The sequence below is a fragment of the Archangium minus genome (assembly GCF_044360475.1).
GTDB classification, from domain to species: Bacteria; Myxococcota; Myxococcia; order Myxococcales; family Myxococcaceae; genus Archangium; species Archangium minus.
Window position 1 is genome coordinate 6,522,335 of the sequence record NZ_CP043494.1, and the last position, 26,453, is coordinate 6,548,787.

The following is a 26,453-nucleotide window of genomic DNA, read 5'->3' on the forward strand; positions in this document are numbered from 1 at the left end:
GCGGACTCTAATCGCCGCGGCGCTCAACAGGGGCCGCGATGAGGCGCAATACGGCCTGGTAGGCAGTGTCGCGAACATCTGCCCAATCGTCTTCCCGCAGGAGTTGGAGCAATCGCTGGAGCACGCGCTCATTGCGATGGGTTGGCTCCAACCGTCCAAGAATCTCCGCGGCCTTGCTGCGCACGTCCATACTCACCAGGCCGTCGTGCCAGGGCTGAACGCCGTAATCGAGTGCGCGCATCGCACAGTCGATGGCCTTCTCGCTCGCTTCCCGGTCACGGACATTGAGCAGGAGCTCCACCGTTTCCAGGCGTTCATCCCAGGAGCCCTCGTCACGAAGATCCTCGAGCAGGCCCAGCAGGACCGACTTCGCTTCGGGCGGAGGCCCCCCGGGAATGGACAGCAGTGCGATCGCAGCGCCCCGGCGCGTCTGCCACTCCGGGTGACGCACCATCTCCAACAACCGCTTCAACCAACGTTCATCGTGGCGGGCCTCGAGGGCGACGAACTGGGCGACCGCGCGACGAACCTGCTCAGATAGATCTTGGCGGAAGCCGACAGCTCCTAGCCAGGGAATGAAGGATTCGATGGGAACATCCTCGGCACGACTCTTCTCCGAAAGAGTCATCACCGCTGCAGCTCGCACATCCCAGTCCTTGTCGTCGAGCCGAGCGAGGAGCGCCTGCCGCACGGCCTCGTCGCTGCCCACCACGGCGCCCAATGCCTTGGCCGTCGCCCTACGCACATAGGAGGACTCGTCGGTGAGCCGCGCGAGGAGGGCCTGCCGCACGGCGTCGTTGCTGCCTACCGCGGCTCCCAGCGCCTCGGCTGCCTCTCGACGCACACCGGTGTGCTCGTCGGTGAGCCGGGAGAGGAGGAGCTGTCGCACGGCGTCGTCGCTGCCCACCAAGGATCCCAGCACCTTGGTTGCCTTTTCACGTATCTGAGAGGCCACGTGTTCGTCGAGCCGAGCGAGGAAGGCCTGCCGTACAGCTCCGTCGCTGCCCACCAGGGGTTCGAGTGCCTCGGCTACCTCTTGCCACTCTATCCAGTCCTTACATTCAAGCCGAGCGAGGAAGGCCTGCCGCACGGCTTCATCACTGACAGCCACGGCTCCCAGTGCCTTGGCCGCCGTGCTACGCACAGGGTAGGACTCGTCATCGAGCCGGGCGAGGAGGGCCTGCCGCACGGCTCCATCACAGGCCGCCACGGCTCCCAGCGCCTCGGTTGCATCTCGACGCACCTGCCAGTCCTCGTCGTCGAGCCGCTCGAGGAAGGTCTGTCGCACGGCTTCGTCGCTGACCGCTACGGCACTCAGCGCCGCGGTTGCTTCTCGACGCACATCCCTGTCCTCGTCGTCGAGTCGGGCGAGGAGGGCCTGCCGCACGGCCTCGTCGTTGCCCACCACGGCGCCCAGTGCCTTGGCCGCCGCGCTACGCACATCCCTGTCCTCGTCAGCGAGTCGAGCGAGAAGAGCCTGCCGCACGGCTCCATCGCTAACCGCCACGGCTCCCAGCGCTTCGGCTGCCGCTTGACGCACCTCCCAGTCCTCGTCGTCGAGCCGGGAGAGGAGCACCTGGCGCACGGCTTCGTCGCGGCCCACCAGGGCTCCTATCACCCGGATCGCCTCGCTACGCACCTGCTGGCGCTCGCCGCCAAGCCGGGAGAGGAGGGTTTGGCGCACGGCCCCATCGCTGACCGCCACGGCTCCCAGCGCTTCGGCTGCCGCTTGACGCACCTCCCAGTCCTCGTCGTCGAGCCGGGAGAGGATCGCCTGGCGCACGGCTTCGTCGCGGCCCACCAGGGCTCCCATCACCCGGATCGCCTCGCTACGCACCTGCTGGCGCTCGCCGCCAAGCCGGGAGAGGAGGGTTTGGCGCACGGCTTCGTCGCTGCCCACCACGGCTCCCAAGCTCCCGGATACCGCTCCACGAACTTCGGAACGCTCGTCGTCGAGCAGCGCGAGGAGGGCCTGGCGCACGGCTTCATCGCAGCCTACCAGGGCCCCCAACGCCTCGGCTGCCGCTCGACGCACATAGGGGTCCTCGTCAGCAAGCCGAGCGAGGAGGGCCTGGCGCACGGCTTCGTCGCTACCCGCCACGGTCGCCAGCGCCTCGGCTACTCCTTCACGCACAGAGGAGTCCTCGTCGTCGAGCTGGGCGAGGAGGGCCTGCCGCACGGCGCCATCGCTGCCCACCGCGGCTCCCAACGCCTTGGCTGCCGCTCGACGCACAGAGAATTCCTCGTCGTCGAGCAGAGCGAGGAGGGCTTGCCGCACGGCGCCATCGCTGCCCACCACGGCTCCCAGCGCCTTGGCTGCCGCATCACGCACATCGGGCTCCTCGTCGGTGAGCCGAGCGAGGAGGGCTTGCCGCACGGCTTCGTCGTGGCCCACCACGGAGCCCAACGTCTTGGCAGCCAGTTCACGCACATCGGGCTCCTCGTCGGTGAGCCGGGAGAGCAGGGCCTTCCGCACGGCTTCGTCACTGTCCACCACGTCTTCCAGCGCCTTGGTTGCGCTTTCACGGATATGGGGGTTCTCGTCGGTGAGCCGGGAGCGCAGGACCTGACGCAAGGCCCCATCGTTGACCGCCTCGGCCCTCAGCGCCTCGGCTACCGCTCGACGCACATGGGGGCCCTCATCAGTGAACCAGGAGAGGAGGGCCTGCCGCACGGCTCCGTCACTGCCTGCAATGTCTCCCAGCGTCCAGGCCGATGCACTTCGTACCTGCGACTCCTCGTCCTCGTCGTTGAGCTTGGAGAGGAGGGCCTGCCGCAGGTAGCCGTCGCTGTCATCCATGGCACGCAGCGCGCCCACCGCCGTGGCCCGAATCTTGGGGCTCATCGCCCAACTGACCAGTGTCTCGCGAAACTCCGCGGGAAACGCTCCGTGGGGCAGCTTCTTTACGGCTTCAATGATTTCATCTTCATAGGGCCGCTCATTGACCCAGGCGAGGAACACCTCCTTTGCCGGCTCATGTCCCAGCCGCATCAACTGCGCCATTCCCGCCAGTGCGTGTTGACGAACCGAGGGCACCCGCGCCGTTCGCAAGGCCTTGAGTCGCGTCGTCATGTCGCTCAGCATCCTCTTGGAGCGCGTGACGCCCTCCGCGAGCACCGCAGTCGCCAGGAACAAATCCCGGTGGAGCACCTCCTCGTGCTCGCTGCCTGCCCCCAGGATTCTCTCCACCAGCTCATCCACCTCGTCTTCCCGGTGCTCAAGGACTCCGAGCTGACCGGCACACAGCAAGAGGGGCTCGTGCCAACGCGGGTCATGCAGGTGGGGCCGGAGGAGCTCCCACCGGCTCTCTGGGGATTCGCGCGCCAGGGCCCGCCCCACGAAGTACTCCTGGAAGGTCAGATGCAGGAAGCCATAGGCATCGTGGCCTCGCTCGCCGAGCAGTCCAGCGATATTGCGCATCTCTTGATGACGCAGGGCCTTCAGGTCGCTCTGTCGCGCCGTGCCGCTGGGCCGGTGGCGCTGAAGCCACAGCGCCAGGTCCATCAAGTGCTGGTGGGCCACCTCGGGTTGGATTCGCTCGGCCCAATGCTCCAGCAGCATGCGCACGTAGCGCGCGTAGAGCTCTATCCGTCGAGCTGGTAACTGCCCCTCTTGCCGTCGCAGCTGCGCCAGCATCGTCAGGAGGAGGGGATTGGAGGCCAGGTGCTCCACGCCCGGCTTACTGTGCACGTCCGCCAGCAAGGCCCGCGCTTCCTGCCGCGCACGTTGCAGCACCCCCGGTGAGCGCTCGCCCCCCGCGGCCAGCACCTCGAACGCCTCGCTCCACTTGTGCGCGAACCGCTCAATCTCCTCCGGGCCGAAATCCAGCACCATGTAGTGCGGCCATCTGCCCGGAAGCCGGACCTCGCGGTAGCCGATGAAGCGGCTGGTGAGCACGAAGCGGTTGCCCCGGCCCTCCCACTTTTGAAGCAGGTCGCTGACCTGTTGGGCCACGCGCCGTCGCGTTGTCAGCTCCAGCACCTCGTCCAAGCCGTCGAGCAGGACCAGGGCCCGGCCTTCCTCCAGGGCCCGGTGGAACAGCGACTCCAGGCCGCTCAAGTGGCTCCAGCGTGTGCAGTGGAGGGCGAGGAACTGCTCGAGCGTGGCGGTGTCGTCCGTGCGTCTCAGGTACTCGTCATACGCGGCGAGTGGGACGAAGAGGGGCAGACGTCCCTTGCGCTCGGCCTGCTCCGACCCGATAGCGCGCAGGGCCAGGTAGTGGAGCAGCGTCGTCTTGCCGGAGCCCGGGTCTCCCAGCAGGACCATGACGGGCTCCTCCAGTTCCACCTGCGTGGCATCGAGGCTCCGGCGCTGGAGGCGCGTCTGTTCGCCGCGAGCCTCTTCCCGCCAGCGTCGGTAGCGCAAGCCGTCCAGCTCCCGGTCCTGCTCCTCCTCTAGGCGGCCTTGCTGCTCTGCATCCTGAAGGAGCCTGCGCTCGGCGGCGCTGAGGTCATCCACTACCTCGGGAACCTCGGCCAGGAGCTTCAGCCCGACATACACCTCTTCGAGCGGCAGGCTCACCGGCTGGCCCGTGGGCGTGAGGCCCTTGAAGCTCAGGCTCTCGAACGCATCCCTCACCGTCTTCCGGTAGAGCGCTTCCACTTCCGCCAGCTCAACCTGGGAGTTCTCCATGGCCGCGGACTCTAATCGCCGTGGAAAATCGCACGGGCGGCCTTTGAGTCGTTGACCTGTGAACAGCTCCAGACGTTCGGCGGAGAACAGGGCAGGGGGCCCGGCCGGCGCGCGGATGGAGGGACCGCGTCACGGACCGACCGAGGGGCTGTCCGGCAAAGGGGAGATGAGGCGCGCTCGACGTCGGCCTGGGGGAGATCCGACGGAGCCGCGCTTGATGGGGGTGATCCGCGAGACGTGCGGCTCAGGGAACGGCTACGGCTGCGACTTGTGCTTGTAGAAGAGGACCAGCGTGTAGCAGTGGAACTCGTTGTCACTCGACTGGCACACGACCCGGTCAACGATCTCCAGATCCGAGTTGCTCCTGATCCAGCGGGTCACGTTTTCACCCAGCTCTTCCCGCTCCTTCGCCTTCGTCGCGGAGAACACCTTCACGCCCGTGAACATCTTCCACTCCTTGCGCTGTGTTATTTTCGTACTGAGTGTGAGGAAGGTTATCGCGCGCTATTCACAGGTGTCAAAAAAGCTTACCTGTAGGCGCCAGGGAGGGGCCGGGGGTTCCCGCCCGGGGGGACGTGCCTAGATTTCGAGGGTCGCTGGATCTGGCGCCTGAGGGAGGGGCCCTCGGGTTGGGGATGGGCGAAGGGGGATGGCCGTGGACGTGAAGACCAAGAAGGACCTGGCGGTGGACTTCATCAATGAGATCCGGACGATGGATCCCGCCGCGCTGAATGCGCTGATCGTCAAGGAAGCGGGCGAGGACCTGGCCCAGTTCTTCCTCAACTACAGCGCCAACCTCATCTCCAAGGACCCGTCTCGGGTGCTGGAGAACACCTCGTCGCTGATGCTGATGGGCTACCTCATCCGCACCCACGAGGAGAAGAACACCCAGACGAAGCAGACGGGCCTCCAGGGGTACGCGTACGCCTGATTGTGGGCGGGGTGGTGCGCCGAGACTCGACAGCTCCCACGGGAGCCTGTTAGGGAGCGGCGCACATGCTCATCGATCTGCACGCGCATTCCTACCTTTCGAAGGATTGCGACCTGGATCCGCGCGCGGTCCTGGACCGTGCCGCGCTGTTCGGTCTGGACGGCGTGGCTTTCACTGAGACCAACACCCAGGACGGCTGTGACGAGCTCTTCGAGATCGGCGCGAAGTCCAAGGTGAAGGTCTTCGTCGGTCTGGAGCTCATCACCGACCGGGGACAGTACCTGTGCTTCTTCCCGAAGCCGGAGCTGGCGCCCGAGCCGGTGCAGATGTGGGGCAGCAACCGCGAGAAGCCGTGGAGCGCCGCCGAGTGCCTGCCGAAGGTGCGCTCGCTGGGTGCGGCCATCGTGGCGGCGCGCCCGTATGACCGCGATACGCCCAACCCGGCCATGGACTATGTCCGCTCGCTGAGCGGGGTGCTGTGCGCCGTCGAGGGCTACAACGCCCGGGTGAAGCAGACGTCGAATGACCTGGCCGTGGAGGCCGCGGAGGCGCTCAAGCTGCCGTGCACTGGTGGCAGCGACGCTCGGGGTTCGCTCGACGAGGTGGGCTATGGCGCCACCTTCTTCAAGAACCCCATCCAGACGCAGGCACAGCTGGTGGCCGCGCTGCTGGCCGGGGACTTCTTCCCCGTCATGGCCGGCGAGCTGCCCCGGCTCACTCGCCCGGGCGAGGCCCAGGCCGCCCGTGGGGGCGGTGGCAAGCGCCGCGGGGGTGGTGGCGGCGGTGGTGGACGGCGTCGCCGTTAGTTGAGGTGCGCATGCTCCCTCTCCCAGTAGGGAGAGGGGACCTGTCGAGGGAGAGAGTCTGTCTACTTCGTCGCGGCGGGCGTGCCCTCGTCGACCCGAGTCACCAGTCCGTCGGTGATGAACACCCGACGCTTACCTCCCGGGTAGGCCCACTCCTGGTGCACCTGCTGCCCGTCCAGCGTGCGACGGATGCTCTCCGGCGGACCCCAGGACATCTCCACCGCAGCCTCAGGCATGTACTCCAGCACCTTCTTCTGCCGAAGGGCGTCCTGGAAGCGCGACTGGAACTTGGAGATCCTCGGCGTTGGATCCTGCGCCAGCAGGTGCCGATCCAGCTCGGCCAGCACCTCCTCCTTCGTCTTGAGCTGCGGCGGGAGCACGAGGATCACCGGAGGCCCCGGCGGCGCGCCCTTCACGTCCAGGTACACCCAGGGTTGCGTGCGCGGCGAGTACAGCACTCGCTCCGCCATTACCCAAGCGGTGGGGAACTCCACCTTCAGCACGCGCACCTGGGTGCCAGCCGGCATCAGCGCCTGTGCCGGGCCGGGGTTGATGGGGTTGCCCTTGGTGTCATTGAGCAGCCGCACCTCCTCAGGCGGGTAGGGCGTCAGCAGCCGCTTCGACGAGTCCCCGAAGAACGGGGTGATGTAGCTGGAGGCCTTCAGGTAGCGCTCGGAGGACGGGCCGGTGGTCAGATCGTGCTGGAGCTTCGTCCGATCCTCCGCGCTGAGCAGGGTCTGGCTCGCGCAGCCGGTGGCCAGCGCCAAGGGAACGAGGGCGAGCAGGGCAAGGAGTCGTTTCACAGGGACCTCGGTCAGAAGGTGAAGGCGAAAGCACGGGTGGTGACGGGCGGGGCATCGCGTCCGCGCGAGACGTCTGCCACCTCCACCGCCCTCTGGCGTGTTTGCTCCACGAGGCGCGGCCCGCCCGCCTTGCCCAGGGCGTCGATGCCCTGGATGACGTGCGAGATGAGCAGCGCGAGGCCACCCAGCCCCCAGAACCAGCCGCCCACGGCGAACCGGAAGACGCTGCTGACCACGATGATGGCCAGGTCTATGACCAGGAACAGGATGAAGCCGTCGCGATCCCTCGCCACCAGGTGACCCGTGCCGAAGCCGATGATCAACCCCAGCACGAGCGCGAGGACCTGACGCGTCTCCGCGTCCACGCCGCCGCCGGTGTCCAGGGGCAGGGGAGCGTCCATGAGACCGAAGCGCATCGCGTCCGTGAGGCGGAGCGGTGGCGTCTCGGAGGGCTTGAAGGTAGCCGCCAGCTCCAACCCCTCGAGGAGCCGCGCGTGGCGGCCTTCCATGGAGCGAGCGAAGGACACCGTCGGATCGGCGGCGGGAGCCGACTCGACGGGGGTAACGGCGAACAGTGACGCGAGCAGCAGGGGAACCAGCATTCGGGCACACCTCGGCTTGACTACGCGGGAGGGGCCCTTCCTAGCTCAGCGGGGGCTCGGCGTCAGCGATGCGTTATCGCGTTCTCTCTGCCGTTGCACACCACAGCCCTTTAACGGCGGACAGATGGGACCCCGGCCGTCGGGATCCGGAACGAGCAGGAAGCGGCCCAGGCCCCGGGCGTCGATCAGCTCCGGATGGCCACAGAGCACGCAATGGCGAGGTGGGCGCTTGGAGGGAGGAAATGGCACGGGTGCCAGTTTCCCCCCGCTCCAGGGCCCACGCGACTTTTCAGCCGCTCAGCTCTTGGTGCCAGAGGCGGCCGCCGCCGGGGTGCTCGACGAACTGGAGGAGCTCGAGCCCGAATCCGACGAGCTGCTGCTGCTGGAGCTCGAAGAAGAAGAGGAGGAGGACGAGCTGGTGGAGGAGCTGCCGTCCTTCTTGGTCGAGCTGTACAGGTCCGAATACCAGCCGCCGCCCTTCAGGACGAAGCTGGAGCGGCTGACGACCTTGCTGAGCGAGCCCTGGGCGCCACATGCGGTGCAGGTCTCCGGCGTCGGGTCGCTCACCTTCTGCAGGACGTCGATCATCTTTCCACAGGACTTGCAGGCGTACTCGTAGATGGGCATGGCTGAGCCTCTTCCTTCTAAGGCGTGGAGTGAGGGGAGTTGTCCGAGGTCCGCTTCCGCAGCTCCTCGGCCACTCCCAGGCGCTCGAGGGCGCGGAGCACCAGCTCCGACGGGGCACCGTGCTTACGGGCCACCGTCTCAGCGAGCTGGGCAAGGGTCTTCGCCCCCGGGAGCTCGTCGCGCACCAGCACCTCGAGCTCCCTGCGGAGCATGTCCGTGAAACGCTTCTTGATTCCCAGGTCCGCCAGGTACTTCTCGCGACCGAGCAGATCCAACCGCTGGGTGAGGTTGCGCGCGGTGAGGGCCTCGCGGCGGAAGCGCTCGCGCAGCTCTTCAACCTCCCGGGAGATGCCGAGCTTCGCCTCGAGCTGGTTGAGCTCGGAGGGGCTAAGCCCCAGGGCCCAGCTGACCCGGCCGGCGGCGCCGCGCTGATCCGTAAAGGCGGCGAGGATGGCCGTGCGCTCGCGGGTTTCCATGGCCTCCATCAACCCGTGAGACCTCAGGACTCCTTCCAGCTCCGCCAGCGACAACTCACCCCGAGCGCCGCTGTACTGCTGGGCAAAGGACTTGAGCAGGGCGAAGCGGTGCTCGTGGGACTCCAGCGCCGCCTCCAGCGTCTCCTTGCCGGAGGAGCGCGTCAGCTCCTGGAGGCTCGTCTTGGGGGCGTCCAGGCGGGTGAAGCGCCCGCGGGGCTTCGGCAGATCGCGCTTGAGGAAGCTCGGTGCCTCGGCCTCATCGTAGTCCGACTCCGGCGGGGCCAGCTCCGCGGTGCGCTTGCGGGGGGCAATCCGCTGCTGGAGCGTCTCTCCGGCCGTCTTGGGCGCCTTCTCCGGCTTGGCGGGCACAGGGGCTGGCACGCCGGCCCGGGGAGCGGGCGTCGCGAAGGAGGGGATTTCCGGAGCCGGCGCAGGCGCAGGCGGCCGCTTCTCTTCATGGACGCGGGCCAGCGCCTGCACCACCTCATAGTAGCCGCACCCCTGCCGCACCGCGGCGAGCGAGGGCTCCGTTCCCTGGAGCACATCCACCACGGCAAAGGGTCCGAGCGGCGTCGCGGCCGGCTCACTGTCCGTCAAGGTTCGTACACGGAAGTCGTCGGCCTCGGACAGCAGGGCGAGCGCCTCGCGCACCTCGGTGGGGGTTGCAGGCGATTTGGCTCGCCGACAAAAGTCGGAGACCGCCACCGCCACCGGGGTGGGTACGTCATCGGGTTGCCGCTGTCTCTGCCAGTGACTGTTCATGAAAGTTGCGGAAAAATGCTCGTTTACGAGGCCGGGTGCCTCTATCTTTGCTGGCAGACGGGTGTCAATGAATCCGACGGGCCCCAATCTAAACAGCCAGAAGACGGTGCAAGTCGGTGTTACACCCGAACGGGGGTGCATGCATCCCGTTCGTTCGGCCGGTGGACATTCGATGAACCCTGGGGCCACCGAGGTGGGTCGGGAGGCAGGCGAGCCGTGAATCATCAGGACATGGACGAGGTCCTTCAACGCTACATGGCCCAGCACGGGCTGAAGAGCACGCGTCAGCGGAGCCTCATCATCGACACCTTCTTCTCCGTGGGTGGCCACCTGTCCGTGGAGGAGTTGTGGAACAAGGTGCGACAACAGGACGCCAAGGTCTCCGTGGCCACGGTGTACCGCACCATGAAGCTGCTCAACGAGTGTGGCCTGGCGCACGCGCGCAACTTCGGAGACGGGCAGACGCGCTATGAGGCGGCCGCCGGGCGCGAGCACCACGATCACCTCATCTGCACCCACTGCGGCACCATCGTCGAGTTCGAGGATGATCGCATCGAGCACATGCAGGACGCGGTCGCGGCCAAGCACGGCTTCAAGGTGACGTCGCACAAGATGGAGCTGTACGGGGTGTGCCGGAACTGCCAGCGAGCCGCAGCCAAGAGCGAGGCATGAGGCGCTCGGCCCTGGCGGTGGGCTGTGTCCTGGCGCTGGCCCTGGCAGGGTGCCGTCGGGTGCCCGAGACGCCCGGAGGGGCGCTGGTGCCCTCGCCGTACCTGCGAGAGTTGGCGCTGCCCTATGTGGGTCCTACACCTCATGACTGGCGCCGGCTGTCCGGGCGCGTGGTGCTGGTGGCCTTCTTCGCGACCTGGTGCTTCCCGTGTGTGGCGGAGCTGCCCACGCTGGAGGCGCTTCAGAAGGAGTACGGCCCGCAGGGCTTCCAGGTGGTCCTGGTGGGCATGGATCTAGAGGGGGCGAAGACGCTGGCGCCCTTCGCGGATCAGTACGCCCTCAACTTCCCGATGCTGGTGTCCGACGAGCGCCTGCAGCAGGGTCAGAGCGCCTTCGGGCTCATCCCCGCGCTGCCCGCCGCCTTCCTGCTCGACAAGGAGGGCCAGGTGGCCGGCGCGTGGCAGGGCGTGGCCAGCTACGAGGACACGTCACAAGCAGTGGAAAAACTGCTGCGCCGCTGAAGCCCGCTACAGGTCTGGAGCGGTTTTCTTGCCGGGGGAGTCCCCACTGGTACCTTCCGCCCACTCATGACGGTGCGGCGAAAGCTCTTGGGTGTAGCGGCGTGTGTGGCCGCGCTCCTCACGCTGGTTTCAGTGGTGGACGCGAAGGGCTTTCGCCGCTACCTGCTCCTGCGCCAGGACGTCGAGGCGATTCAGGAGCGCAACCGCATCCTGTCCGAGCAGAACGACGTCCTTCGTCGCGAGATCAACGCGCTGCGCAACGACCCCACCGCCCTCGAGCGCGCCGCGCGCGAGGAACTCGGCTACGTCAAGCCGGGCGAGATCGTCTTCCATCTGGAGTAATCATGTCCGCGCTCTCGGCCATCCCTCCAGTCTCCAAGTTCCTGCGCTTCGTGGTGCGCTCCGTGCCCGCCGCGGCCGTGCTGGCCTGCTTCGTCCACACGGCCCGCGGTGGCTTCCGCGGCCTGCAGACGCTCGGCTGGACGGAGGCCTCCATTGTCCTCTTCCTGCTCGCCGCGCTCGGGGTGATGGGGTGGAGGCGCTTCACCCGTGGCGCCGTGGGCGCGCCGCTCTTCCTGCGCGATGACCTGGAGCTGGGCGCGGTGCTCATCGCCTCGGCCTTCATCGTGGTGGCCATCGCCGGGGGAGCGGTGTTCCCCCTCATCTACCTGCTCATGGCCTTCCTGGTGGCGTTCCTGCCGCGCAACGCGGGCCTGGCGCTGCTGGGCGTGGCGCTCGCGTTCGACGCGCTCGTCACCCTGGGCGGGCAGGAGCGCAGCTTCACGGCCTTCTTCACGCACTCTCTCTTCCTCGCGCTCTTCGCGGGCCTGTACCAGCTGGTGCTCGCCTCCCGCATCGCCGCCGCCCGCCGCGCGGAGAGCTCCGCGGTGGAGAAGCGCATCAAGGAAGTCGAGGAGCGCGCCCGCACCTTCCGGCTCGTCAGCTCCGGCTCCCATGACAGCCCGCCCGACGGGAAGGACGAGGAGAAGTGGCTGCTGGCCTCCGTGAAGGAGGTAGAGGGCGCGGTGAGCGCGGCGCTGGAGATCGCCGAGACGGCGCTGAAGACGCACACGTGCGCGGCCTTCCTGCTCACCTCGGACGACAAGGGCCTGAAGCTGTACGACTGCCGCAGCATGTCGGACCGGGTGCAGCGCGAGCCCTTCAACGCGGGCGAGGGCATGCTGGGCGGGGTGCTCAAGCGCCGGGCTCCGGTGCGGATGCACTCGGTGCATGGGCTCAAGGGCATCACCTGGTACGACGGAGGCGCCCCCGAGCTGAAGGCCGTGCTGGCCGTGCCCATCATCGAGGGCAGCGGGCTGGTGCGCGGTGTGCTGGTCGCGGACCGGCTGATGCACAACCCGTTCTCGGACGACGACGAGAAGCTCTTCACCACCATCGCGGCGGAGGTGCTGCGCTCCATCGAGGTGGAGCGGGTGATGACGTACATCCGCAAGACGCGCGACGAGAAGGACCGGTTCTTCCGCGCCATCGAGGAGCTCAACCGCGCCGGCAGCCCGGAGCAGGTATTCCTGGCGGTGCTGGAGAGCGCGCGGCAGCTGGCCGGGCTGGACTTCTGCGCCGTCACCATCGTGAACGAGGTGGAGGGCAAGCGCGTCCACAAGGTGGCGAGGATGCTCGGCGTCACGGCGCAGGGCAGCAAGGCGCTCGAGGGCCGCTCCTTCCCGGACAACAACGGGCTGGTGGCCAACGTGGTGCGCTACGGCGCGCCGCTGCCTGGGCGCGACATCAAGGCCATGGACCGGCAGGTCATCTTCGACGAGGAGACGCAGGTGCGTGGCCTCGGGGCGCTGAAGATCTTCCCGCTCACGGCGGGAGACCGGATCCTCGGGACGCTGGTGGCAGGCTCGCGCCGCAAGTCCGCGCTGGACCATGACGTGCTGCGAATGCTGGAGGTCATCGCCATCCAGGCGGCACAGGCCGTGCTGCGCGCCCAGCTCTACGAGGCCATGGAGCGGATGGCCACGACGGACGGCATGACGGGCCTGTACAACAACCGCACCTTCCAGGCGAAGGCGGACGAGATGCTGGCGCACTCGCGGCGCTACGGACGCAAGTGCTCGCTCATCCTCACGGACGTGGACCACTTCAAGAGCGTGAACGACACCTATGGCCACCTGACGGGAGACCAGGTGCTCAAGGGCGTGGCGCGCATCCTGAAGCAGCAGGCGCGGGACACGGACATCGTCGCTCGCTACGGCGGCGAGGAGTTCGCCATCCTCATGCCGGAGACGGACGCCAAGGGAGCCAAGGTCATCGCCGAGCGGATCCGCGAGGCCATCAAGGCCGAGGTGTTCCAGACGGAGATGGGGCCGCTGAAGGTGACGCTGTCACTGGGCATCGCGACGGCGCCGGACCACGGCACGGAGAAGCTGGTGCTGGTGGAGCAGGCGGACCAGTGCCTGTACTACGCGAAGCGGCATGGCCGGAACCAGTCGGTGACGGTGGCGGAAGCGCAGGGCGGAAGGAAGCTGCAGGCCGTCGAGGGCTGAATACTCCCTCTCCCCCTGGGAGAGGGGAGGGGTGAGGGTCGTGAACGAGCGGAGCCGTGTCCCGCTGGCGGTGACAACAAGCGGAAAGCCAGAGGACACGCTGGTCGCGAGGGCCCGTGAGGCGGCGCGCCAGTGGGGCCTGCCGTTCATCCCCAGGCGCAGGAAGCAGCCGATCGGCCCGATGCTGGAGTCCGCCGCGGAGGCCTTCATCGTCTTCGAGCACGAGGGGGTGTCGCTCTGGGACAAGGAGGGCTCCTTCAGCTTCAATCCGGGCATGGCGCACCTGCGCCGGCTGCGGATCCTCTCGGGACAATTAGGAGGAGATGACGCCCTCGTGCGCGTGGCGGAGCTGCGCGCGGGAGACCACTTCCTCGATTGCACGCTGGGGCTCGGACAGGACGCGCTGGTGGCGGCGCTGGTGGTGGGGCCTTCCGGGCGGGTGGTGGGCCTGGAGACGAGCCTCGCGCTCCACGCCGTCGTGTCCGAGGGCCTAAACGCCTACGACTACGGCCCGGACTCGTGCCGTGTGGAGGCGGTGCACGCCGACGCGCATTCGTACCTGCGCTCGCTGCCCTCGGGCTCGTTCGACATCGTCTTCTTCGATCCGATGTTCGAGAAGCCCAAGAAGTCCCAGCCGGCGTTCGAGATGCTCCGCCGCTTCGCCGAGCACGCCCCGCTCACGCCCGAGACGCTCGAAGAGGCACGGCGCGTAGCGCGGCGCTGGGTGGTGGTGAAGGGCTCGAAGTACTCGGACGATCTGAAGAAGCTGGGGATCGAGGCCGAGCCCGGCTCCCGTTACACGTCCGTCATCTGGGGTCGTGTTCCGGCGGCCGCGTCCACTGCTTGAGAGTGAGCCCATAAAAAACTTGCCCCAGGGCACGGAGGAGTGTGTCTCCGGGCCCCGGGGCAAGGAGCACGCCAGGGAGAGGGGGAAAACCCTGGCGGCACACCATTGATAATCAGAGATGACGGGTTGCGCATCACTCCTTCGTGCATGTTGCGTACGATTTTCAGGAGTCAACACTGCACGACCCTTCATCCAACGCTCACAACCCACTTCGGGACGAGCCATTCCCGGCCCGAGGCATTTCTCCTCAGCACTTCTCCCCGAGGCGCTCGAGAGAGGTGTCAAACTCTCATCAATTGAGAGCCGCAACTCAGTGACAGCAGTGCTTCTTCCTGCGCTTCTCCTGGCGGAGCTCGAAGCGCCGTTGTTCCTCGGCCAGACGCTGTTCACAGGCTCGCTGGACCCCGCGCTGCATCCGCTTGGGATTGATCCGGCGCCGCCCACCTTCCTCACTCCAAGTCCATGACACGTCGCGTCAGCTCCGAGCGATTCCGCGCTTTCCTCGGAGCGAGAAGAACAGCTCTCGTTTTAGTGGACGATGCGGCTCCCGGGCAGGCAAGGGAGCTTGACCCTCTCACAAGGCGTGGTGATAAGGGCGCTCCCGACGGTTATCCCAAGTTGTCTTCAGTACCCCAAGGAGGCAGTTCATGGCTCGTGAAGTGGTCATCGTGGGCGCGGCCCGTACCCCCATCGGAGCCTTCCAGGGCGCCCTGTCGAAGCTGACGGCGCCGCAGCTGGGCGCGGTCGCCATCAAGGCGGCGCTCGAGCGCGCGGGTGTCTCCCCGGCTCAGGTCAACGAGACGATCATGGGGTGCGTGCTGCAGGCAGGCGTGGGCCAGGCGCCGGCGCGTCAGGCCGCCATCTTCGCCGGCATTCCGGACAGCGTCCCCGCCGTGACGATCAACAAGGTGTGCGGCTCGGGCCTCAAGGCGGTCATCGCTGGCGCCCAGGCCGTGGCGCTCGGTGACGCCGAGGTGGTGGTGGTGGGCGGCATGGAGTCCATGAGCAACGCGCCCTACCTGAGCCACACCATGCGCGGCGGCGCTCGCATGGGCAACGTGGAGTTCAAGGACGCGATGATCCACGATGGCCTGTGGGATCCCTACGGCAACGTCCACATGGGCAACTGTGCCGAGGAGTGCTCCGTCACCCAGGGCATCAGCCGCGCCAACCAGGACGAGTACGCGCTCGAGTCCACCCGGCGCGCCATCGAGGCGCAGAAGGCCGGCCTCTTCGCCCCGGAGATCGTCCCGGTCACCGTCCCCGGCGGCAAGGGCGGAGACGTGGTGGTGAGCGAGGACGAGGGTCCGAAGAACGCGAAGCCGGACAAGATCCCCACGCTCAAGCCCGTCTTCAAGAAGGACGGCACGGTGACGGCGGCCAACGCGTCCTCCATCAACGACGGTGCCGCGGCGCTGGTGCTGATGAGCGCCGAGCGGGCCAAGGCCGAGGGCCGCACGGTCCTGGGCCGCATCGCTGGCTACGCTGGGGCCGCTCGTAAGCCGGTGGAGTTCACCATCGCGCCGGCGGACTCCATCAACAACCTGCTCAAGCGCACGGGCCACAAGGTCGGCGACGTGGATCTCTGGGAGATCAACGAGGCGTTCGCGGTGGTGGCGCTCGCCAACAACAAGATCCTCGGCCTGGACGCGTCGAAGGTGAACGTGCGGGGCGGCGCGGTGGTGCTCGGCCATCCGATCGGCGCCTCGGGCGCGCGTCTGCTGGTGACGCTGCTGCACACCCTGAAGGATCAGAACAAGAAGCGGGGCGTGGCGTCGCTGTGCATCGGTGGCGGCGAGGGCATCGCGCTGATGGTGGAGCGCTAGACCAACGGGACGCATACTCCCTCTCCCTTTGGGAGAGGGGCGGGGTGAGGGTCTACAAGAAGGCTCTCGCCCCGTTCTCGTAGGAGGGGTCATGAACAAGATCATCGCGAGCGCGGACGAGGCCGTCCGCGACATCCCGGATGGCGCCACGCTGATGAGCGGCGGCTTCGGGCTATGCGGCAATCCGGAGAACCTCATTGCGGCGCTGCACCGCAAGGGGACGAAGGATTTGACCATCATCTCCAACAACTGCGGCACCACCGAGCTGGGCCTGGGCATTCTTCTCAAGGCCAACCAGGTGAAGAAGATCGTCGCCAGCTACGTGGGCGAGAACAAGGTCTTCGAGCAGCAGATGCTCTCCGGGAAGCTGGAGGTCGAGCTCAACCCGCAGGGCACGTTGGCCGAGCGCATCCGCGCGGGTGGCTGTGGCATCGGCGGCTTCTTCACGCCGTCGGGCGCGGGCACCGAGCTCTCCAAGGGCAAGGAGACGCGGATGATTGACGGCCGGCTGCACGTGCTGGAGACGCCGCTCAAGGCGGACTTCACCATCGTGCGCGCCTGGAAGGCGGACACGTGGGGCAACCTGGTGTTCCGCAAGACGGCCCGCAACTTCTCGCCGATGATGTGCATGGCGGGAAAGGTCACCATCGTCGAGGCCGAGCACATCGTGGCCGCCGGCGAGATTGACCCGGACCAGGTGCACCTGCCCGGCATCTTCGTGCACCGGATCGTCCAGTCGAAGAATCTCGAGAAGTGGATTGAGCGCCGCACCGTGCAGAAGAAGGCTTGAGAGGACGCCATGCCCCTGACCCGTGAGCAGATTGCCCAGCGCATCGCCCAGGAGCTGCGCGACGGCTATTACGTGAACCTCGGAATCGGCATCCCCACGTTGGTTGCCAACTACATTCCGAAGGGTATCGACATCATGTTCCAGTCCGAGAACGGCATCCTCGGCATGGGACCCTGGCCCGTGGAGGGCGAGGAGGATCCGGATCTCATCAACGCCGGTAAGGAGACGGTGACGGTGGTGAAGGGCGCCGCCTTCTTCGACTCGGCGCTGTCCTTCGGGATGATCCGCGGTGGCCACGTGGACCTGGCCGTGCTCGGCGCCATGGAGGTGAGCGAGCAGGGTGACCTGGCCAACTGGATGATCCCTGGCAAGATGGTGAAGGGCCCGGGCGGCGCCATGGATCTCGCGGTGGGCGCCAAGCGCGTCTTCGTGACCATGGAGCACGTCAACAAGGAGGGGAAGCCGAAGATCCTCAAGAAGTGCTCGCTCCCCATCACCGGCCTCAAGTGCATCAACCACATCGTCACCGAGTACGCCCTCATTGACGTGACGCCCGAGGGCCTCGTGCTGCGCGAGCTGGCCCCCGGCGTGACGGTGGAGCAGGTCCAGGCCATCACCGAGCCCAAGCTCAAGATCGCCCCGGACGTGCGTGAGATGAAGATCTGAACCGGACCTCCGGTTCTCCCGTCGTGCCGCCGCGGTCCCGCCCCCCGGGATCGCGGCGGAATACCCAGGCCGGAGCGGAGGTCGAATAAGGATGGCGCCCCGAACGGGTGCCAGTTCCCCGTTTCCCCATGCTGCCGGATACCCCCATTGAATTGACCATCGAGCGCCTCGGGCAGCTCGGAGAAGGCGTGGCCTCCCACGAGGGCCGCACCGTCTTCGTGCCTGGTGCCTTCCCCGGCGAGCGGGTCCGCGTTCGTCTGGAGCAGGAGGGCAAGGTGGTGCGCGGGCACCTGCTCGGCGACGTGCTGGCCGCGAGCCCGGATCGGCGCCCCTCGCCTTGTGCCCTGAGCGCCCGGTGTGGTGGGTGCGACTGGCTGGAGCTGGCCGAGCCCGCCCAACGCGCCGCGAAGCAGGAGATCGTCCTCTCCGCGCTGGAGCACCTGGGCCGGCTGAAGCGGGACACCTTCACGGTGCGGCCTCTGTTGGTGGCGCCGAGGGACTTCGGCTACCGGCGGCGCGCGGTGCTGCACTTCCTCAAGGATGAGCTGTCGTACTTCGGGCGGCGGAGCCATGACCGGGTGCCGGTGAGCGAGTGTCCTGCCCTGGTGTCGGTGCTCTCGGGGCTGCCGGGGAAGCTGGGGCCGCTGATCAAGCCGGTGTCCCGAGACGCGGAGGAGGTGCACCTGTTGGCCGAGGGTGCCAAGGCGTCCTTCGCGGTGCTGCTGAAGGGCCAGGCGACGCCCCGACACGTGGAGGCGTGCGAGACGGCGGTTCGCACGCTGCGGCTGGAGGGCGCGGTGCTGGTGCCCAAGGAGGGCTCACCGCGTGTCATCGGCAAGCCGACGCTGCGCTCGGTGTCGCCGCTGCGGCCGGAGGTGCCGCTGTACCTGCGTCCGGATGCCTTCGCTCAGGCCCACGCCGAGGCCAACGTGGGGCTGGTGACGTCGGCCCTGTACGAGCTGGCTCCGCGCGAGACGGACTCGGTGTTGGAGCTGTATTCGGGCAATGGAAACTTCACGTTCCCGCTGGCGGCGAGCGCGGCCTCGGTGCTGGGGGTGGAGTCCTCCCCCGCGTCGGTGGAGCTGGCGCAGCGCAGTGCACGGGAGGGTGGGGTGGCCAATGTCCGCTTCGTCCAGGGGGATGCCCGGAAGGTCTGCGAGGGCCTCATGCGCGAGGGGAAGCGGTTCGACCTGGCACTGGCGGATCCGCCTCGGACCGGGGCCCCGGGGCTCGCCCGATGGTTCAAGACGTTGGGCGTGAAGCGGGTGGTGTACGTGGCGTGCGATCCGGGCTCGCTGGCGCGGGACGCGGCGGGCCTGGTGGAGGCCGGTTACAAGCCGCTGGCACTTCAGGTAGTGGACATGTTCCCCCAGACACATCACGTGGAATCCGTGATGTCCTTCGAGCTGCCCGGGTAGGCTCCCCGCGGCACACAGGAGCCCGTTTTGGAAATCTTCAAGGAGTTCACCTTCGAGGCGGCCCATCGCCTCCCCAATGTTCCCCCAGGCCACAAGTGCGCCCGGCTGCACGGCCACTCGTACCGCGTCACCCTGCACGTCCAGGGCACGATGGATGCGAACACGGGGTGGGTGATGGACTTCGCGGACATCACCGAGGCCTTCAAGCCGATCCAGGCCCAGCTCGATCACTACTACCTCAATGAAATTGAGGGGCTGTCCAACCCCACCAGCGAGAACCTGGCGCGGTGGATCTGGCAGCGGGTCCGGCCTCGGCTCCCGCAGCTCAGCCAGGTGATGGTGCGCGAGACCTGCACCTCGGGCTGCATCTACCGCGGCGAGCACGACTGAGCTTCACTCCCGTAGCAGCAGGCCTCCGTCGATGACCAGCTCGCTGCCGGTCGTCCACGGCGCTCCCAGCAGGTGCACCACCGCGTCTGCTACCTCCTCGGCCTTCCCGAGCCGTCCCAGTGGATGGAGCGCTCCCAGCGTGGACAACTGGGCGGAGATCCTCCGCTCGAGCTCCTCGCCCTCGGGAGTCGGCTCACCGGGACTCAAGCGCGGGGCGCGGACCATCTCCGTGTCCACCACGCCCGGGCAGACGGCGTTGGCCCGGACCCGCCGCGCGGCGCCCGCGATGGCCAGGGAACGCATGGCCGCCAGCAACCCCGCCTTCGCCGCGCTGTAGACAGCACTCGTGGGCAACGGCCGCATGGCCAGGGTGGACGCGATGAACACCATGCCCCCACCGTCCTCCAGGACCGACAGTGCCTCCTCGCCCAGACGCAGCGGGGCCACCAGGTTGACCTCGAGCTGGGCCCGCAGCGCCTCCTCGGAGATGTGTCCCGGGAGTTGGTGCTCCACCACTCCTGCCGAGTGGACCAGTCCATCCAGTCCGCCCAGTGCCTCACGGGCCCGAGCCAACAGCCCCGTGCGCTCGGAAGGGGAGGCGAGATCGCAGGGGAGGGTGACCGCCTGACCCGGCCAGGCACGCACCACTGCCTCCAGCCGCTCCGCCCGCCGACCACTCACTGCCACCTGGCCTCCCGCCCGCAGCAGCGTCTCGGCCACCGCGAGGCCCATGCCACTGCCCCCGCCGGTCACCAGCACCTTCCGGGTGCCCAGGGGCCGTGTGCTCACCATCGCTCGCCCTCCGCCTCCGGGGCGCTTGCCGCCGCCGGGTAGTAGGCCCGGCCCTCCACCGGCACCAGTCCACCCGGGGGCTCGGGGACCTCCACCTCGTCATGGGGGATGAAGGCCGGGCGGTCCACGCACAGCACCGTCTGCTCGATGGGCCTCGGGTTGTCGTAGCGGTGCGGGAGGTGCTGCGGCCACCGAAAGCCCGTGCCCGCCGGCACCGGCTTGCCCTGGAGCAGCAGCCCGTGGCCCAGCACCAGCTCGGCCTCGTTCATCACCCGGTGCTCGTGGGTGGGGATCGTGCGACCCGGCGCGATGCGCAGCCGGTAGATGCCGACGTGCGCGTCCTGGAAGATGATGTCCACTCGTCCGAAGGGCTTCTCCTCCAGCTCGAAGCGGTACTCGTCCGCCGTGCGGTGCACCTGCAACGAGGCGAGGCCGACGCGCCCCAGCGCCTCCGGCTTGGTCAGCCGCAGGGTGACGGCCTGCACTTGGGTTCGCGATGTATCCGCGGTGGGGGGCGCCAGGATGTATCGGCAGAGGGCCTCGGCGGCCGTCTCCAACACGCGGAAGTCGGCCGTCTCCAGCAGGAAGCGCAGCTCGCCGGTCAGCCGCGCGTAGTCCACCGTGTCTCGGAGACTGCCCTCCGCGGCGGCCTTCCGGGTGTCCAGGTACAGGGCCACGTCGAGCTCCAGCGGTTGCGGCGTGCCGCGCTCGGCGGGATACACCCCGACGATGCACTGGAAGGAGAGGTGACGCAGCTCGATGACATCCAACGGGCGGCCCTGCTCGTCACGGGGGGCGGGCGCGAAGGTGTCGGAGAGGGGACGGTTGTTCATAGCTGGGCGCTCCGGGCTCCATCCACGGCGATCACCTGTCCGGAGATATAGGGGGCCTCGCGGGCCAGGAAGACCACCACCCGGGCCACGTCCTCGGCCGAGCCCTCCCGCCCGAAGGGGATGCGGGCGAGAAGGGCCTGTCGTGCGGCCTCGTCGAAGTTCTCCGGGAAGATGACCGTACCCGGCGAGACGGCGTTCACCCGCACCTGGGGCGCAAGCTCCACCGCCAGCGCCCGGGTGAGCATGATCAGCCCGGCCTTGCTGACGGAGTAGTGGGCGTAGTGGCTCTCCGGCCGCTCGCCGCCAATGTCGGTGAGGTTCACCACCAACGGCCGGGGGGCGGCTCGCAGCGCCGGGAGCAGCGCCTGGGTGAGGAAGAAGGGAGCCTCCAGGTTGACCCCGAGCATCCGGTGGAACTGCTCTCGAGTAATGTCCTCGAAGGCCACCCGCTCGTAGAGGCCCGCGTTGTTCACCAGGACATCGATGGTGGGGTGGGCCTCACGCAGGGTCGCCGCCAGCGACTCCAACTCCCGGGGTGAGCCCAGGTCTGCGCGGTACACCGTGGCGGTACGTCCCAGGGCGCGAGCCTTCCTGGCGACATCCTCGGCCCCCTCGGTCGAACGGTTGACGTGCAGGGCCAGGTCATAACCCGCCTCGGCGAGCGCCTGGGCGATGGCCTTACCGAGCCGGACGCCGGCTCCGGTGACGACTGCTGTGGGCATGAAGGTCTCCCTCGGGTTTGCCTGGCGGCTGGGTATACAGGATCACATCGCGAGCCCGGGGCTGTTAGAACGTCTGCACGGCTTCGAGGGGCCTATAACCACATGGACGCACGCATCGTCGAGTTCGCCGAGGTCCTCCGCCAGAACGGGGTGCGTGTAAGCACGTCCGAGGTCTCGGACGCCAGCCGGGCCGCCTCCGAGGTGGGCCTCCTGGACAAGTCCATCTTCCGCTCGGTGCTGCGGACCACGATGGTCAAGCGCCAGCAGGACGTGGACGTCTTCAACCGCGCCTTCGACTTCTTCTTCTCGGGGGCGGCGAAGACGTTCGAGGCGCTCGACAAGTCGCTCGCCCAGCAGATCCAGGAGCAGGGGCTCATCGAGGGCGACAACCTGACGATGCTGCTCTACCAGATGAACCAGCTCTTCCCCGAGCTGTCCCCGCTGGCCCAGGCGGCGCTCATGGGGGACCGGGCGCGGCTGGCGCAGATCTTCCGCTCGGCCACGCTGCAGCTGGACTTGTCGCAGATGCAGAGCTCGATGCAGACGGGCTTCTTCTCGCGGCGGCTGATGGTGGCGGCGGGGATGGACCGGGCGCGCTCGGAGCTCAAGGCGCTCGAGGACGAGCTGCGCAAGCGGGGCCTGCCGGCGGAGGGGGTGGAGATCGTCTCGCGCCACGTGGCCGAGGCCATGCGCAAGGTGGAGGACGCCGCGCGGCGAGAGGTGAAGCGTCAGGCCGAGGCCCGTATCCGCAAGCCCACGGGTGGAATGGTGGACAAGCCCCTGCACCAGCTCAGCCAGGCCGAGGTCAACCAGATGGAGGCGGCGGTGAAGACGCTGGCGGAGAAGCTGAAGGCCCGGCTCATCCGCAAGCAGCGCTCGAAGCGGAAGGGGACACTCAACGTCCGCCGCACGCTGCGCCGCAACCTGCCGTGGGGTGGGGTGCCCATGGTGCCTGTGTTCCGCGCCCGCCGCCCCGAGCGCCCCGAGGTCGTTGTCCTCTGTGACGTCTCGGACTCGGTGCGCAACGCCTCGCGGATGATGCTGCTCTTCACCTACACGCTGCAGTCGCTCTTCGTGCGCGTGCGCTCATTCGTCTTCGTGTCGGACGTGGGCGAGGTGACGCAGCACTTCAAGGAGCAGGACGTGGACCGCGCGATCGATCTGGCCACCATGGGGGAGGCCGTCTCGCTCACCGCCAACTCCAACTACGGCCGGGCGCTGGCCATGTTCACGCGGGATCAGCTCGGCAGCATCACGCGCCGGACCACGGTGATGATCATCGGGGACGGCCGGAACAACTACAACGCCAACAACGCCTGGGCGCTCAAGGATCTGAAGCAGAAGTGCAAGCGGCTCCTGTGGATCTGCCCCGAGGACCGCCCCAACTGGGGCTTCGGGGACAGCGAGATGCTCACCTACTCGAAACAGTGCCACCAGACCGTGGTGGTGAATTCCGTGGCCGACCTGTCCCGCATCGCGGAGCAGCTCGTCCCTGCTTGAGAGGCACACCCTATGTCCCGTTCCATGTTCGATGACATTGATGGCGCGCCAGCCGGACTCATGGAGGCAGCCGACTCGCGCACGTTGCGGCTCTCCGCCCACCCCCTCACCCCCGCCGAGCTGGACGGCCTCTTCCGCTACCAGGAGGCCTTCCTCGCCCACATGGAGCAGGCCACGGTGGCGCACGATGCCTTCGCCACGGCGCATCAGCTTGGCCTCCAGGCGTCCGGGTTGGAGGTGAAGGTGGTGGAGCTGGGCAACGCCCTGCTGCGCGCCTATGCCGGCCAGCGCTGGACGGCGCGAAAGGTGCGCAGCCGCCTGGCGGAGCTGGAGAAGCAGACTGATGACGTCTCCGTCGAGAAGGCCCGCAAGGCCCGCGACGAGCTGCACCGGCTCGAGGACCTGGAGCCCCTGGCCCGGCGCTACGGTCAGGAGGCCATCGACCTGCTGAATCAGCACGAGGACCGCCTGGTCTCCCTCCATACCCGGATGCAGAAGGCCCTGACCCGGCCCTGAGGCGCCCGCCTGCCTGCCCGCCGGTGCCCCGCAACCGTTGCAATCCGCCGGGGCCCATCGCATAAGAGCCCGTTCTCCGTACGGAAAGACACATGAAGCGCTACTTCATCCACACCTTCGGCTGCCAGATGAACGTCAACGACTCGCTCCGCATGAGCGAGGTGCTCGGCAAGCTGGAGTACCGGCCCACGCCCGTTCCGGAGGAGGCGGACCTCATCATCCTCAACACCTGCTCCATCCGGGAGAAGGCCGAGGACAAGATGCTCTCCGCCCTGGGCCGCTATCGCACGGTGAAGCTGGCTCGCGGCACGCTGCTCGGCGTGGGCGGGTGCGTGGCCCAGCAGGAGAAGGACAAGCTCCTCAAGAAGGTGCCCTACCTGGACTTCGTCTTCGGCCCGGACTCCATCGTCAAGCTGCCGGAGATCATCGGCCGCGTGCAGGGTGAGCGCGAGCGGGTAGTGGAGACGGCCTGGGTGGACTCCGAGGAGTACGTCTTCCCTCGCGCCGATCCCGAGACGAGCCGCGGCAAGGTGACCGAGTTCGTCACGGTCATGAAGGGCTGCGACAACGTCTGCTCGTTCTGCGTGGTGCCGCACACCCGTGGCCGCGAGGTGAGCCGGCCCTTCCCGGACGTGCTCGCGGAGGTGGCGGACCTGGCCCGGGTGGGCGTGCGCGAGGTGACGCTCATCGGGCAGAACGTGAACTCGTACCGGGGCGGCATCAGCTTCGCGCAGCTGCTGCTGCGGACCGCGGAGGTGCCGGGCATCGAGCGCGTGCGCTTCACCACGAGCCACCCGCACGATCTGTCGGACGAGCTCATCGAGGCCTTCCGGACGCAGCCGAAGATCATGCCGCACTTCCACCTGCCGGTGCAGAGCGGCTCCAATCCGGTGCTCAAGCGGATGCGGCGCGACTACACCGTGGCCCAGTACCTGGAGCGGCTGGAGAAGCTGCGCGCGGCGCGTCCGGGCATCGCGATGACCACGGACATCATCGTGGGCTTCCCGGGTGAGACCGAGGAGGACTTCGCGCTCACGCTCGAGCTCACGGAGAAGGTCCGCTACGACAACCAGTTCTCGTTCATCTACAGCCCCCGGCCGAAGACGGGCGCGGCGCTGAAGGAGGACGAGTGGGGTCCGGTGCCGCACGAGGTGAAGATCGAGCGGCTGGAGCGCCTGCAGAAGATCCAGCGGCGCATCAGCGGAGAGGTGACCGCGGCGCTGGTGGGGCAGGAGGTGGAGGTGCTGGTGGAGGGGCCCTCGCGCTACAACCCGCTCAAGCGCTTCGGGCGTACGCCGGAGAACCGCACGGTGAACTTCGACGGTGACGCGCCGGCCGGGTCCTTCGTGAAGGTGCTGGTGGAGAGCGCCACGCCCAACCAGCTCGCCGGGAAGCAGACGGCGATGCTGAGCCCGCCCACGGTGATGCCCGCCGCCGAGGCCCCTCAACCCGAGATTTCCTGCGTCGTCGCCTGAGCCCAAACCCATGGCCCTGAGACGTTTCAAGGACAAGACCCCACGCGTCCACCCGAGCTGCTTCATCGAGGACTCGGCCCAGGTCATCGGGGACGTGGAGCTGGGGGAGGACTCCTCGGTGTGGTTCAACTCGGTGCTGCGGGGGGACGTGAACCCCATCCGCATCGGCCAGAGGACCAACATCCAGGATCTCACGATGATCCACGTCACCAGCAACCGGTACACGACGAACATCGGTGACGACGTGACGGTGGGGCACCACGTGGTGCTGCACGGGTGCACCGTGGGCAACCGCGTGCTGGTGGGCATGGGCGCCATCGTCATGGACGGCGTGGAGATTGGTGACGACTGCATCATCGGCGCCGGCACGCTGCTCACCCCGGGGACGAAGATTCCTCCGGGCTCACTGGTGGTGGGCTCTCCGGGCAAGGTGAAGCGGACCCTCACCGACGAGGAGCGCGCCTTCCTCCTCGAGTCCGCCAAGCACTACGTCCACACGGCCGCCGATCACCGCGCCAGCCGTTAACGTGACGCACGCCTGCGTGCGTGTTAGGACCACACCGCATGGAGGTCGCAGCCGCACTCAAGGCGAGCCCGCTCTTCAAGGACTTCACCGATGTCGGCATCCAGATTTTCGCCGCCATCGGGATGGCCCGGGCCTTCCCCAAGGGCTCGGCGCTCTTCCTGGAGAACCGCCCGGGCGAGTCCCTCTTCATCGTGGGAGAGGGCACCGTCCGCCTGAGTGCGAGGAACACCGCGGGCGAGGACGTAACGCTCGGCGATGTAGGTATGGGTGAGCCCTTGGGCGAGTTGTCGCTCATCCAGAAAGGCGAGCGGCTGTGCACCGCCATCGCCGTCACGGATGTGACCGCCGTGGAGATCCGTCACACGGACTTCCAGAAGCTCACCGCCCAGAAGCCCCAGGCCTGCATGAAGCTGCTGATGGGCATCGTCACCCACTTCGGCCAGAAGGTCCGCGACAACCGCGAGGCCATGAAGTCGCTCGTGGGCAAGACGTGATGATGTAACGATGTACCCCTTGCGCCTCGTGCTACCTTCCCCGCGAACAATGCGAGGGATTTCGCGAGTGCTGCTACCCATGCCTACCCGCGCACACCCATTGGGGGTGACGAGGAGGGAATGCGGCCAGGGAGGCGCCTGGTTAAGGCTGGTCGGACTCCAAGGGGAGAAGCGGTCAACGGGATGATGGGGCAGCCAGCCGTGGGGTTACACTGGCCTGCGGCATAGGGCTCGGAGTTTTGACGAGGCGCACCTGGTTCATGCGGGGGCGCTGGAGGCCAGGGTCCGGGTGACGCCCACCTGGTCTCCACGGACGCG

The 26,453-nt window shown here is 67.7% G+C and carries 26 protein-coding genes; 17 read left to right on the forward strand and 9 right to left on the reverse strand.

The window, feature by feature from the left end; genetic code table 11:
* Positions 1-7: 7 nt before the first annotated feature.
* Positions 8-4,633: a HEAT repeat domain-containing protein gene (locus tag F0U60_RS26425; RefSeq protein WP_395824891.1), complete on the reverse strand. Its 4,626-nt coding sequence runs from the start codon at positions 4,631-4,633 to the stop codon at positions 8-10.
* 255 nt (positions 4,634-4,888) lie between these two features.
* A complete protein-coding gene (locus F0U60_RS26430; protein ID WP_203404795.1) occupies positions 4,889-5,080 on the reverse strand; it encodes a hypothetical protein in 192 nt (63 codons plus the stop codon).
* A gap of 208 nt (positions 5,081-5,288) precedes the next feature.
* Here F0U60_RS26430 and F0U60_RS26435 point away from each other — a divergent pair, with 208 nt between their 5' ends.
* Together F0U60_RS26435 and F0U60_RS26440 are read left to right on the forward strand one after the other, a co-directional pair.
* Entirely contained in the window at positions 5,289-5,564 is a 276-nt protein-coding gene (locus F0U60_RS26435) for a hypothetical protein (protein ID WP_395824895.1), read from the forward strand.
* 65 nt (positions 5,565-5,629) lie between these two features.
* Positions 5,630-6,370 (forward strand): PHP-associated domain-containing protein, encoded by a 741-nt coding sequence (locus F0U60_RS26440; RefSeq protein WP_395824898.1) that lies wholly within the window; start codon positions 5,630-5,632, stop codon positions 6,368-6,370.
* A gap of 62 nt (positions 6,371-6,432) precedes the next feature.
* On the opposite strand, the gene F0U60_RS26445 is transcribed toward F0U60_RS26440, so the two are convergent.
* The 4 genes from F0U60_RS26445 to F0U60_RS26460 form a co-directional block, all read right to left on the reverse strand.
* Entirely contained in the window at positions 6,433-7,173 is a 741-nt protein-coding gene (locus F0U60_RS26445; RefSeq protein WP_395824901.1) for a hypothetical protein, read from the reverse strand.
* An 11-nt stretch (positions 7,174-7,184) separates the two neighbouring features.
* On the reverse strand, positions 7,185-7,775 hold the full coding sequence (locus F0U60_RS26450; protein WP_395824904.1) for a hypothetical protein: 591 nt from the start codon (positions 7,773-7,775) through the stop codon (positions 7,185-7,187).
* A gap of 297 nt (positions 7,776-8,072) precedes the next feature.
* The gene (locus F0U60_RS26455; protein ID WP_395824907.1) at positions 8,073-8,402 is read right to left on the reverse strand and encodes an FmdB family zinc ribbon protein; all 330 of its coding nucleotides are present in this window, start codon (positions 8,400-8,402) and stop codon (positions 8,073-8,075) included.
* 17 nt (positions 8,403-8,419) lie between these two features.
* Positions 8,420-9,640, reverse strand: coding sequence for a hypothetical protein (locus F0U60_RS26460; protein ID WP_395824909.1), 1,221 nt, complete (start codon positions 9,638-9,640; stop codon positions 8,420-8,422).
* 231 nt (positions 9,641-9,871) lie between these two features.
* Here F0U60_RS26460 and F0U60_RS26465 point away from each other — a divergent pair, with 231 nt between their 5' ends.
* The 10 genes from F0U60_RS26465 to queD all read left to right on the forward strand — a co-directional run bounded on the left by F0U60_RS26465 (position 9,872) and on the right by queD (position 19,277).
* Positions 9,872-10,312 carry a Fur family transcriptional regulator gene (locus F0U60_RS26465; protein WP_395825452.1) on the forward strand — a complete coding sequence of 147 codons (441 nt, stop codon included), beginning with the start codon at positions 9,872-9,874 and terminating at the stop codon, positions 10,310-10,312.
* Positions 10,309-10,830 carry a TlpA family protein disulfide reductase gene (locus F0U60_RS26470; protein WP_395824912.1) on the forward strand — a complete coding sequence of 174 codons (522 nt, stop codon included), beginning with the start codon at positions 10,309-10,311 and terminating at the stop codon, positions 10,828-10,830. Before F0U60_RS26465 ends, F0U60_RS26470 begins: the two co-directional genes overlap by 4 nt.
* A 66-nt stretch (positions 10,831-10,896) precedes the next feature.
* Positions 10,897-11,172 (forward strand): septum formation initiator family protein, encoded by a 276-nt coding sequence (locus F0U60_RS26475; RefSeq protein ID WP_395824915.1) that lies wholly within the window; start codon positions 10,897-10,899, stop codon positions 11,170-11,172.
* Between the two features lie 2 nt (positions 11,173-11,174).
* The gene (locus F0U60_RS26480; protein WP_395824918.1) at positions 11,175-13,340 is read left to right on the forward strand and encodes a diguanylate cyclase; all 2,166 of its coding nucleotides are present in this window, start codon (positions 11,175-11,177) and stop codon (positions 13,338-13,340) included.
* Positions 13,341-13,380: 40 nt separating this feature from the next.
* Positions 13,381-14,187 (forward strand): class I SAM-dependent methyltransferase, encoded by an 807-nt coding sequence (locus F0U60_RS26485; protein WP_395824921.1) that lies wholly within the window; start codon positions 13,381-13,383, stop codon positions 14,185-14,187.
* A 647-nt stretch (positions 14,188-14,834) separates the two neighbouring features.
* Positions 14,835-16,013, forward strand: coding sequence for a thiolase family protein (locus F0U60_RS26490; RefSeq protein ID WP_395824924.1), 1,179 nt, complete (start codon positions 14,835-14,837; stop codon positions 16,011-16,013).
* Between the two features lie 91 nt (positions 16,014-16,104).
* The gene (locus tag F0U60_RS26495) at positions 16,105-16,803 is read left to right on the forward strand and encodes a CoA transferase subunit A (RefSeq protein WP_203404806.1); all 699 of its coding nucleotides are present in this window, start codon (positions 16,105-16,107) and stop codon (positions 16,801-16,803) included.
* Positions 16,804-16,812: 9 nt separating this feature from the next.
* Positions 16,813-17,469 carry a CoA transferase subunit B gene (locus tag F0U60_RS26500; RefSeq protein ID WP_395824927.1) on the forward strand — a complete coding sequence of 219 codons (657 nt, stop codon included), beginning with the start codon at positions 16,813-16,815 and terminating at the stop codon, positions 17,467-17,469.
* 128 nt (positions 17,470-17,597) lie between these two features.
* On the forward strand, positions 17,598-18,887 hold the full coding sequence (locus tag F0U60_RS26505; protein ID WP_395825455.1) for a class I SAM-dependent RNA methyltransferase: 1,290 nt from the start codon (positions 17,598-17,600) through the stop codon (positions 18,885-18,887).
* 27 nt (positions 18,888-18,914) lie between these two features.
* Positions 18,915-19,277 (forward strand): 6-carboxytetrahydropterin synthase QueD, encoded by a 363-nt coding sequence (gene queD / locus F0U60_RS26510; protein WP_395824930.1) that lies wholly within the window; start codon positions 18,915-18,917, stop codon positions 19,275-19,277.
* A gap of 3 nt (positions 19,278-19,280) precedes the next feature.
* On the opposite strand, the gene F0U60_RS26515 is transcribed toward queD, so the two are convergent.
* The 3 genes from F0U60_RS26515 to F0U60_RS26525 are packed head-to-tail and all read right to left on the reverse strand — an operon-like array spanning position 19,281 to position 21,624.
* Positions 19,281-20,069 (reverse strand): SDR family NAD(P)-dependent oxidoreductase, encoded by a 789-nt coding sequence (locus F0U60_RS26515; protein ID WP_395824933.1) that lies wholly within the window; start codon positions 20,067-20,069, stop codon positions 19,281-19,283.
* Positions 20,063-20,902: a dihydroneopterin aldolase gene (locus tag F0U60_RS26520; RefSeq protein ID WP_395824936.1), complete on the reverse strand. Its 840-nt coding sequence runs from the start codon at positions 20,900-20,902 to the stop codon at positions 20,063-20,065. Before F0U60_RS26520 ends, F0U60_RS26515 begins: the two co-directional genes overlap by 7 nt.
* A complete protein-coding gene (locus F0U60_RS26525; RefSeq protein WP_395824939.1) occupies positions 20,899-21,624 on the reverse strand; it encodes an SDR family NAD(P)-dependent oxidoreductase in 726 nt (241 codons plus the stop codon). The genes F0U60_RS26520 and F0U60_RS26525 overlap by 4 nt, the downstream gene beginning before the upstream one ends.
* A 102-nt stretch (positions 21,625-21,726) precedes the next feature.
* Between F0U60_RS26525 and F0U60_RS26530 the strand changes: the two genes are divergently transcribed.
* The 5 genes from F0U60_RS26530 (at position 21,727) to F0U60_RS26550 (ending at position 26,135) form a co-directional block, all read left to right on the forward strand.
* Positions 21,727-23,124: a VWA domain-containing protein gene (locus F0U60_RS26530; RefSeq protein ID WP_395824942.1), complete on the forward strand. Its 1,398-nt coding sequence runs from the start codon at positions 21,727-21,729 to the stop codon at positions 23,122-23,124.
* A 12-nt stretch (positions 23,125-23,136) separates the two neighbouring features.
* Positions 23,137-23,640 carry a hypothetical protein gene (locus F0U60_RS26535; protein WP_395824945.1) on the forward strand — a complete coding sequence of 168 codons (504 nt, stop codon included), beginning with the start codon at positions 23,137-23,139 and terminating at the stop codon, positions 23,638-23,640.
* A gap of 92 nt (positions 23,641-23,732) precedes the next feature.
* Positions 23,733-25,115, forward strand: coding sequence for a tRNA (N6-isopentenyl adenosine(37)-C2)-methylthiotransferase MiaB (miaB, locus tag F0U60_RS26540; protein WP_395824948.1), 1,383 nt, complete (start codon positions 23,733-23,735; stop codon positions 25,113-25,115).
* 10 nt (positions 25,116-25,125) lie between these two features.
* The gene (locus tag F0U60_RS26545) at positions 25,126-25,641 is read left to right on the forward strand and encodes a gamma carbonic anhydrase family protein (protein WP_395824951.1); all 516 of its coding nucleotides are present in this window, start codon (positions 25,126-25,128) and stop codon (positions 25,639-25,641) included.
* A gap of 38 nt (positions 25,642-25,679) precedes the next feature.
* Positions 25,680-26,135: a cyclic nucleotide-binding domain-containing protein gene (locus F0U60_RS26550; protein WP_395824954.1), complete on the forward strand. Its 456-nt coding sequence runs from the start codon at positions 25,680-25,682 to the stop codon at positions 26,133-26,135.
* Positions 26,136-26,453: the final 318 nt, after the last annotated feature.